The sequence below is a fragment of the Pseudomonas sp. NPDC087626 genome, from assembly GCF_044743405.1.
Lineage (GTDB): Bacteria > Pseudomonadota > Gammaproteobacteria > Pseudomonadales > Pseudomonadaceae > Aquipseudomonas.
In genome coordinates this window covers 1-9,420 of sequence record NZ_JBIUWJ010000031.1, presented here as the reverse complement: position 1 = coordinate 9,420, position 9,420 = coordinate 1, and the positions used below count along the sequence as shown (strand labels likewise).

The following is a 9,420-nucleotide window of genomic DNA, read 5'->3' as shown; positions in this document are numbered from 1 at the left end:
TGAGGAAGTACATCGGCACCAGCATCATTACCCAGACCAAGAAGAACATGAACAGGTCGAGGGCGAGCAACACGCCGACACCGCCGACCATGATCCACATCAGGTTCAGGTGGAAGAAACCCACGTGACGCTGAATCTCTTTCCAGGAGCAGAGTACCGAGAGGATACCCAGCAGGCCGGTCAGCAGGATCATCAACAGTGACAGGCCGTCGAGGGCCAGGTGCACGTTGATGCCAAAACGCTCGATCCAGACATGCTTGAACTCAAGCGCCCAGGTCGGATCGGCACCAGGTGCCGGAGCAAATGAATAGTCACCATGGGCCCACAGCCAGAGGCCGAGGGCGAGTTCCAGGGTCATGGTCAACAGCGCAATCCAGCGAGGGAGGGTGGCGCCGAAGCGCTCACCCATCCAGCACAGCAGGCCGCCGATGAAGGGGATCAGGATTAGCCAAGGCAGAATCATGACGGGCTCGTTTCCTTTCGCAAATTCGCAAGGTTCATATCAGACCGCTACCAGCACAATGGCGCCGATTACCAGCACGGCACCAGCAGCCATCGAGGCGGCGTACCAACGCAGTTGACCCGTCTCGGTGCGGCTCAGGGAGTTGTGACCCCCTTTGGCCAGACGCGGGATCAAACCGATGGTTTGGTCGAACGGGTCTTTGCGCAGCAGATGGCTGATCGCCAGGTACGGCTTGACGAACAGCTTGTCGTAGATCCAGTCGAAGCCCCAGGCGGCGAACCACCAGGCCGAGAGCAGACGGCCGATGCCGCTGTTGGCGATGGCCGTGACAAACCGACGCTTGCCCAGGAACAGCAGCGCGGCCAGCAGGATACCGGACAGGGCGATGGCGCCCGAGGCGATTTCCAGGCTGTGCTTGGCTTCGCCACCGGCATGCCCGACGCTTTGCGGCAGCACACCGTGCAGCGGCGGCACGATCATCGCGCCAATGGCAGTCGACAGTACGATCAGCACCGACAGTGGCAGCCAGTGGGCAATGCCGTGGCCGGCGTGGGCTTCGGTCTTCGCTTCACCGTGGAACGCGATGAAGATCAGGCGGAAGGTGTACAGCGAGGTCATGAATGCACCCACCAGGCCTGCGTACAGCAGGGCGTGGTTGCCGCTGGCAAAGGCTTCCCAGAGGATTTCGTCTTTCGAGTAGAAACCTGCGGTAACCAGTGGCAGGGCCGCGAGGGCCGCGCCGCCAACGATGAAGCTGGCGTACGCCAGTGGCAGCTTTTTCCACAGGCCGCCCATCTTGAAGATGTTCTGCTCGTGGTGGCAGGCCACGATCACCGCACCGGATGCGAGGAACAGCAGCGCCTTGAAGAAGGCGTGGGTCATCAGGTGGAAGATCGCGCCATCCCAGGCACCGACGCCCAGGGCGAGGAACATGTAGCCGATCTGGCTCATGGTCGAGTAGGCGAGGATACGCTTGATGTCGGTCTGCACCAGGGCGGCGAAACCCGCCAGCACCAGGGTCACACCGCCGACGATGCCGACCAGTTGCAGGATGTCCGGTGCCAGGGCAAACAGACCGTGGGTACGGGCAATCAGGTAGACACCGGCGGTCACCATGGTCGCGGCGTGGATCAGTGCCGAAACCGGGGTTGGGCCGGCCATTGCGTCCGCCAACCAGGTTTGCAGCGGCAACTGAGCCGATTTACCGACCGCGCCACCCAGCAGCATCAGGGTCGCCAACACGATCCAGAAGTCGCCAGCCTGGAATTTCTGCGGTGCCAGCACCAGCAGTTCCTGGATGTTCAGCGTGCCCACCTGTTGGAACAGGATGAACAGGCCGATGGCCATGAACACGTCGCCGATACGGGTGACGATGAACGCCTTGAGTGCTGCGTTACCGTTGTTGCGGTTGCTGTAGTAGAAACCGATCAACAGGTAGGAGCACAGGCCCACGCCTTCCCAGCCGAAGTACAGGAACAGCAGGTTATCGCCCAGCACCAGAAACAGCATGCTGGCGATAAACAGGTTGGTGTAGGCGAAGAAACGCGAGTAGCCGGCTTCACCGCGCATGTACCAGGACGCGAACAGGTGGATCAGGAAGCCCACGCCCACTACTACGCCAAGCATGGTGACCGACAGGCCATCCAGGTACAGGGCGAAGTTGGGGGTGAAACCTTCCACCGCCATCCACTGCCACAACACCTGGGTGTAGTGGCCGCCTTCAGGCGGTGCGACGTTGAACTGCCAGATCACGTAGGCAGTGACGATCGCCGAGAGGCCGATGGAGCCGACACCGATCAGCGCCGCGAGGTTTTCCGAGATGCGTCCGCGGGAGAACGACAGCAGCAGGAACCCGATCAGGGGGAATACGAAAGTCAGGAAGAGTAGGTTCATCCGCGCATCTCACTGGCAGCGTCGATATCGAGCGTGTGGAAGCGGCGATACAGTTGCAGCAGGATCGCCAGGCCAATACTGGCCTCGGCGGCTGCCAGGCTGATCACCAGGATGAACATGACTTGTCCATCCGGCTGGCCCCAACGTGCACCGGCAACGATGAATGCCAGGGCAGCGGCGTTCATCATCACTTCCAGGCTCATCAACACGAAAAGAATGTTGCGGCGGACCATCAGGCCGACCAGGCCGAGGCAGAACAGGATGCCGGCGACAGCCAGTCCATGCTCTAAAGGGATAGCAGGCATGAATTACTCCTTCGCCTCGTTGCGGCCCAAATGGAACGCCGTGACGGCTGCAGCGAGCAGCAGCATCGAGGCGAGTTCGACCACCAGCAGGTAAGGACCGAACAGGCTGATGCCCACGGCCTTGGCGTCCACGGTGGTAAGACCAATGGCAGCGCCGCTGGAGTGGCTGAACAGTACGTACAGCAGTTCAGCCAACAGCAGCGCAGCGAGCACGACCGGGCCCAGCCAGATACCGGGCTTGAGCCAGACACGTTCCTGCTGAACCGCGGCCGGGCCCAGGTTCAGCATCATCACCACGAACACGAACAGCACCATGATGGCGCCGGCGTAGGCAATCACTTCCAGGACCCCGGCAAATGGCGCACCGAGGCTGAAGAAGGTCATCGCCACGGCGATCAGCGAAATAATCAGGTAGAGCAGGGCGTGCACAGGGTTGGTGTTGGTGATCACACGAAGCGTGGACACCACCGCGATACCCGATGCGAAATAGAAAGCGAATTCCATCTTTCTTCCTTAAGGCAGCAAGCTCTTCACGTTGATCGGCTCGGCTTCATTTTGCGCGGAGCCTTTTGGCTTACCGGCAATGGCCATACCTGCAACACGATAGAAGTTGTAGTCAGGGTTTTTACCGGGACCGGAGATCAGCAGATCTTCTTTCTCGTAAACCAGGTCCTGACGCTTGAACTCGGCCATTTCGAAATCCGGCGTGAGCTGGATCGCGGTGGTCGGGCAGGCTTCTTCGCACAGGCCGCAGAAAATGCAGCGCGAGAAGTTGATACGGAAGAAGTCCGGGTACCAGCGACCGTCTTCGGTTTCAGCTTTCTGCAGCGAGATGCAGCCGACCGGGCAGGCCACGGCGCACAGGTTGCAGGCTACACAACGCTCTTCACCATCGGGGTCGCGGGTCAGGACGATACGGCCACGGTAGCGAGGCGGCAGGTACACCGCCTCTTCCGGGTATTGCAGGGTGTCGCGCTTGCGAAAGCCATGGCCGAAAACCATGATCAGGCTGCGCAACTGGGTACCAGTACCCTTAACGATGTCGCCAATATATTTGAACATGGGTCAAATCCTCACTGAACCGCGCCCGCAGGCGTGTTCAACAACACAACCGCAGCGGTCACCAGCAAATTGATCAGGGTCAGCGGCAGGCAGAATTTCCAGCTGAAATCCATCACCTGGTCATAACGCGGGCGCGGAATCGAAGCGCGCAGCAGGATGAACAGCATGATGAAGAACGCGGTCTTCAATGCGAACCAGAAGAAAGCCAGTTGCGGCAGGATGCCGAACGGACCGTGCCAGCCACCGAAGAACAGGGTGACCAGCAGCGCCGAGATCAGGATGATGCCGATGTACTCGCCGACGAAGAACATGCCCCACTTCATGCCGGCATATTCGATGTGGTAACCGTCGGCCAGTTCCTGTTCTGCTTCCGGCTGGTCGAACGGGTGACGGTGAGTCACGGCGACGCCAGCAACGAAGAAGGTACAGAAACCGAAGAACTGCGGAATGATGAACCACAGGTTCTGCGCCTGGTACTCGACGATGTCACGCATGTTGAACGAGCCGACCTGAACCACGATGCCCATGAGCGCAAGGCCCATGAACACTTCGTAGGACACGGTCTGGGCCGAGGCACGCAAGGCACCCAGCAGGGCGAACTTGTTGTTGCTCGACCAGCCGGCGAACAGCACCGCGTAGACCGAAAGGCCGGCCATGGCGAAGAAGAACAGCAGGCCGATGTTCAGGTCCGCCACACCCCAGGTCGGGGTGATCGGGATGATCGCGAAGGCGATCAGCAAGGCGCTCATGGCCACGACCGGTGCCAGGGTGAAAATCACCTTGTCGGCAAACGGCGGGGTCCAGTCTTCCTTGAAGAACATCTTGAGCATGTCGGCGGCGATCTGGAACATGCCGAACGGGCCAACGCGGTTCGGACCATAACGGTCCTGCCACCAGCCCAGCAGGCGACGTTCGACGAAGCTGAGCAGGGCGCCTGCAACCACCACGGCCAGCATCACCACCAGGGCCTTGACGACCGCGATGATGGTGTCGATCACTTCAGGGGTGAACCAGGTCATTGCGCTGCCTCCTGCAGACCGTCAACGGAAAAGCCTGCGATCGCTGGTGGAATGCCAGCCAGGCCGGCAGGCAAGGCCACCAGGCCAGCACCCAGCTGCTCATTGATGCGCAGTGGCAGACGCAGGGTCTGGCCGGCCACGTTCAGGCTCAGCAGGGCGCCATCGTTGACCCCCAGGCGATCGGCTTCGGACTTGGCCAGCGCCACGTAGGCCGCGGGAATGCGTTCTTGTACCGGAGCGGCCTTGGAAGAGTTCTCTTCGCTGCCGAGCAGGTGGAAGAACGGCACGACCTGCCAGGTACCCTGGGCCGGGTTGAAGGCGCGAGGCACATTGGCGAACCAGTTCAGCGCATCACCCGTGCTTTCGATCAGGCGGGTGCCTGGGTCGCCAGCGCGGATGTGACCACCGACTTCGTCCTGGAACTTGTTCCAGGCTTGCGGCGAGTTCCAGCCCGGGGACCAGGCGAATGGCACTTGCTGACGTGGCTCGACCGAACCCGAGTAACCTTCCATGGAGAAGGCGAACGCGGTGTCGTTGTCTTGCGGGGTGCGCGGCTCGTGCACGCTGATGTCGGCGCGCATGGCGGTCCGGCCGGAGTAACGCAGCGGCTCACGGGCGAGTTTCATGCCCTTGATGCGGAACGCGGCGGACGGGGCGGCATCGACGATGCGTGCCAGTTGCGGCGTGCTGGAAGCGACGGCAGCGGTCACGTGGTCGAGCTGGGTCCAGTCGATTGGCTGGTTCAGCAGGGTGGCGCGCAGGGCGTGCAGCCAGCGCCAGCCTTCGTGGACCAGGATGCTGGCGTCCATGTACTTCGGATCGAACACCTGGAAGAAGCGCTGGGCGCGACCTTCCTGGCTGACGAGGGTGCCATCGCCTTCGGCGAAGCTGGCAGCTGGCAGGACCAGGTGCGCGCGATCACTGGTGGCGGTCTTCTGATGGTCAGCGACGATCACTACTTTCGCGGCGCTCAGCGCTGCATCGACCTTGGCCTTGGTGGTGCGGGTGTACAGGTCGTTTTCCAGCACGACGATGGCGTCGGCCTGGCCGTCGATGACTGCTTGCAGGGCTGCATCGACCGATTCGCCACCGAGCATGGCCAGGCCGAGGCTGTTGGCCTCTGGCACGATCAGGCTGATGGAGCCGTTCTTCTCGCGCAGCTTCAGCGCCTTGGCGATGTTCGCGGCAGCTTCGATCAGCGCCTTGGAGCCCAACGAGGTGCCGGCAATGATCAATGGACGCTTGGCCGCGAGCAGGGCGTCGGCGATGCGCTTGGCCAGTTCGAGGGCTTCGCTGTCCAGGCCTTCAACGGCTGGAGCGCTGGCGTCGAGGGCGTGAGCCACGGCGAAACCGATGCGGGCCAGGTCGTCGGGCGCGGCGTGTACGCACTCTTCGGCGATGTCGTCGAGCTTGGTCTCAGCGATGCTGGCGATGAACAGCGGGTTCAGCGCGTGCTGGCCGATGTTCTTCACGGCGGCGTCGAGCCAAGGCTGGACGCGCATGGCGTCGGCCATGTCTTCAGCCTTGCCCTTGACCGATTGACGCAGGGACAGCGCCATGCGGGCGGCGGTCTGGGTCAGGTCTTCACCGAGGACGAAGATCGCGTCATGGTCTTCGATGTCACGCATGTTCGGCACTGGCAGCGGGCTGTCGTTCAGCACTTGCAGGACCAGGCGAATACGCTCCAGCTCAGCGGCTTCGATACCGCTGTAGAAGTGCTCGGCGCCGACCAGCTCGCGCAACGCGTAGTTGCTTTCGAGGCTGGCCCGCGGCGAACCGATACCGACGATGTTGCGACCGCGCAGCAGGTCGGCGGCTTTATCCAGCGCTTCGTCGAGGCTCAGCTTGGCACCATTGGCCAGCAGAGGCTGACGCGGGCGGTCTTCGCGGTTGACGTAGCCATAACCGAAACGGCCACGGTCGCACAGGAAGTACTGGTTCACCGAACCGTTGAAACGGTTCTCGATGCGTCGCAGTTCGCCGTAGCGCTCACCTGGGGAGATGTTGCAACCGCTGGAGCAGCCATGGCAGATGCTCGGCGAGAACTGCATGTCCCACTTGCGGTTGTAGCGCTCGGAGTGAGTCTTGTCGGTGAACACACCGGTCGGGCAGACCTCGGTGAGGTTGCCGGAGAACTCGCTTTCCAGGGTGCCGTCTTCAACGCGACCGAAGTACACGTTGTCGTGGGCGCCGAACACGCCCAGGTCGGTGCCGCCGGCGTAGTCTTTATAGAAGCGCACGCAGCGGTAGCAGGCGATGCAGCGGTTCATCTCGTGGGAAATGAACGGGCCCAGTTGCTGGTTCTGGTGGGTACGCTTGGTGAAGCGGTAACGGCGCTCGTTGTGGCCGGTCATTACCGTCATGTCTTGCAGGTGGCAGTGACCGCCTTCCTCACAGACCGGGCAGTCGTGAGGGTGGTTGGTCATCAGCCATTCAACAACGCTGGCGCGAAAGGCCTTGGACTCTTCATCGTCGATGGAGATCCAGGTGCCATCAGTGGCAGGGGTCATGCAGGACATGACGATACGACCGCGGGTGTCGTTCTCGTCGGTGTACTGCTTGACCGCGCACTGGCGGCAAGCGCCAACGCTGCCAAGGGCGGGGTGCCAGCAGAAGTAAGGAATATCGAGGCCTAGCGACAGACATGCCTGTAACAGGTTGTCTGCCCCGTCGACTTCGAGCGCTTTGCCGTCTACGTGGATAGTGGCCATGGTTCAAAGTTCTTCGTTGGCCCGGTGTCAGCGGGCGTGGCTAATGGAATCTTGTCATTCGCGTGAGTCAAAACAGCCGCGGGCGGCGTCATCACACGAGAAGGCGAAGGGCACGGACCCTTCGCCTTGTTAAGCGTTACGCGCCGATTACGATCGGCCTTGCCAGGGGCGGGACGGCGGCGCTGATAGGCGCGATGCCGGCTTCGAACTCTGGACGGAAGTATTTGATAGCGCTGCCCAATGGCTCCACGGCACCCGGTGCGTGAGCACAGAAGGTCTTGCCTGGGCCGAGGAAGCCGACCAGACCCAGCAGGGTCTCGATGTCACCGGGCTGGCCTTCGCCTTTCTCGATAGCCATCAGCAGCTTGACGCTCCATGGCAAGCCATCGCGGCAAGGGGTGCAGAAACCGCACGACTCACGGGCGAAGAACTGTTCCATGTTGCGCAGCAGGGACACCATGTTGACGCTGTCGTCCACCGCCATGGCCAGGCCGGTACCCATACGGGTGCCCACCTTGGCGATGCCGCCGGCGTACATTTGTGCGTCCAGGTGTTCCGGCAGCAAGAAGCCGGTACCGGCGCCGCCTGGTTGCCAGGCCTTGAGCTTGAAGCCGTCGCGCATGCCGCCAGCGTAGTCTTCGAACAGTTCGCGGCCGGTAACGCCGAATGGCAGCTCCCACAGGCCCGGGTTCTTGACCTTGCCGGAGAAGCCCATGAGCTTGGTGCCCATGTCTTCGCTGCCTTCGCGGGCCAACGATTTGTACCAGTCCACGCCGTCGGCAATGATCGCCGGCACGTTGCACAGGGTTTCAACGTTGTTCACGCAGGTCGGCTTGCCCCACACGCCTACGGCGGCAGGGAAGGGTGGCTTGGAGCGCGGGTTGGCGCGACGGCCTTCGAGGGAGTTGATCAGTGCGGTTTCTTCACCGCAGATGTAACGCCCGGCGCCGGTGTGCACGAACAGCTCGAAGTCAAAGCCTGAGCCGAGGATGTTTTTACCCAGCAGGCCAGCGGCCTTGGCTTCTTCCACGGCACGGTTGAGGTGCTTGGCGGCGGTGGTGTATTCGCCACGCAGGAAGATGTAGCCACGGTAGGTTTTCAGCGCGCGGGCGCTGATCAGCATGCCTTCGATCAGCAGATGGGGCAGTTGCTCCATCAGCATGCGGTCTTTCCAGGTGTTGGGCTCCATTTCATCCGCGTTGCACAGCAGGTAGCGGATGTTGATGGATTCGTCTTTGGGCATCAGGCCCCACTTCACACCCGTGGGGAAGCCCGCACCACCGCGACCCTTGAGGCCGGCGTCTTTCACGGTCTGGACGATGTCGTCCTGGGCCATGTCGGCGAAGGCCTTGCGTGCCGCGGCGTAACCGTTCTTGGCCTGGTACTCGTCGAGCCATACGGCCTCGCCGTCGTCACGCAGGCGCCAGGTCAGCGGATGGGTCTCTGCCGAGCGCTTGATGCGGTTGGCCGGGCCGAAGGAAGTCAGGGTCATACGTAGCCCTCCAACAGTTTGGCAACGCCAGCAGGCTGTACGTCACCGAAAGTGTCGTCGTCGATCATCAACGCCGGCGCCTTGTCGCAGTTGCCGAGGCAGCAGACAGGCAGCAGGGTGAAACGACCGTCGGCAGTGGTCTGGCCGAGGCCGATCCCCAGTTTGCTCTGGATTTCACTGACCACCGACTCATGGCCGCCGATGTAGCAGACCATGCTGTCGCAGACGCGAATGATGTGGCGGCCCACTGGCTGGCGGAAGATCTGGCTGTAGAACGTCGCCACGCCTTCAACGTCGCTGGCCGGGATGCCGAGGATCTCGCCGATGGCGTACAGGGCGCCATCGGGCACCCAGCCACGTTCCTTCTGGACGATCTTCAGGGCTTCGATCGACGCCGCGCGCGGGTCTTCGTAGTGATGCAACTCGTGCTCGATGGCCGAGCGCTCGGTTTCACTCAAGGTGAAACGGTCTGTCT

Annotated in this window: 8 protein-coding genes and 1 pseudogene; all 9 read right to left on the bottom strand. The window is 62.0% G+C overall.

The genetic code is table 11. The annotated features are described in order from the left end of the window. A pseudogene (locus tag ACIOVD_RS22055) lies at positions 1-463 on the bottom strand (NADH-quinone oxidoreductase subunit M); the annotation flags it as partial. 39 nt (positions 464-502) lie between these two features. Then, entirely contained in the window at positions 503-2,356 is a 1,854-nt protein-coding gene (gene nuoL / locus ACIOVD_RS22050; RefSeq protein WP_159996946.1) for an NADH-quinone oxidoreductase subunit L, read from the bottom strand. Continuing rightward, a complete protein-coding gene (nuoK, locus tag ACIOVD_RS22045) occupies positions 2,353-2,661 on the bottom strand; it encodes an NADH-quinone oxidoreductase subunit NuoK (protein WP_093421177.1) in 309 nt (102 codons plus the stop codon). The genes nuoL and nuoK overlap by 4 nt, the downstream gene beginning before the upstream one ends. 3 nt (positions 2,662-2,664) lie before the next feature. Then, positions 2,665-3,165: an NADH-quinone oxidoreductase subunit J gene (gene nuoJ, locus ACIOVD_RS22040; protein ID WP_095165244.1), complete on the bottom strand. Its 501-nt coding sequence runs from the start codon at positions 3,163-3,165 to the stop codon at positions 2,665-2,667. Between the two features lie 9 nt (positions 3,166-3,174). After that, positions 3,175-3,723 carry an NADH-quinone oxidoreductase subunit NuoI gene (gene nuoI, locus ACIOVD_RS22035; protein WP_042559871.1) on the bottom strand — a complete coding sequence of 183 codons (549 nt, stop codon included), beginning with the start codon at positions 3,721-3,723 and terminating at the stop codon, positions 3,175-3,177. An 11-nt stretch (positions 3,724-3,734) separates the two neighbouring features. Then, the gene (gene nuoH, locus ACIOVD_RS22030) at positions 3,735-4,742 is read right to left on the bottom strand and encodes an NADH-quinone oxidoreductase subunit NuoH (RefSeq protein WP_095165243.1); all 1,008 of its coding nucleotides are present in this window, start codon (positions 4,740-4,742) and stop codon (positions 3,735-3,737) included. Beyond that, positions 4,739-7,453: an NADH-quinone oxidoreductase subunit NuoG gene (gene nuoG / locus ACIOVD_RS22025; RefSeq protein WP_095165242.1), complete on the bottom strand. Its 2,715-nt coding sequence runs from the start codon at positions 7,451-7,453 to the stop codon at positions 4,739-4,741. The genes nuoH and nuoG overlap by 4 nt, the downstream gene beginning before the upstream one ends. A 136-nt stretch (positions 7,454-7,589) precedes the next feature. Further along, complete coding sequence (gene nuoF, locus ACIOVD_RS22020; RefSeq protein WP_401130176.1) at positions 7,590-8,945, bottom strand: NADH-quinone oxidoreductase subunit NuoF; 1,356 nt, start codon at positions 8,943-8,945, stop codon at positions 7,590-7,592. Next, positions 8,942-9,420, bottom strand: a 479-nt coding sequence (nuoE, locus tag ACIOVD_RS22015; protein WP_401130174.1) for an NADH-quinone oxidoreductase subunit NuoE, incomplete at its 5' end; no start/stop codon positions are given. The genes nuoE and nuoF, both read right to left, overlap by 4 nt.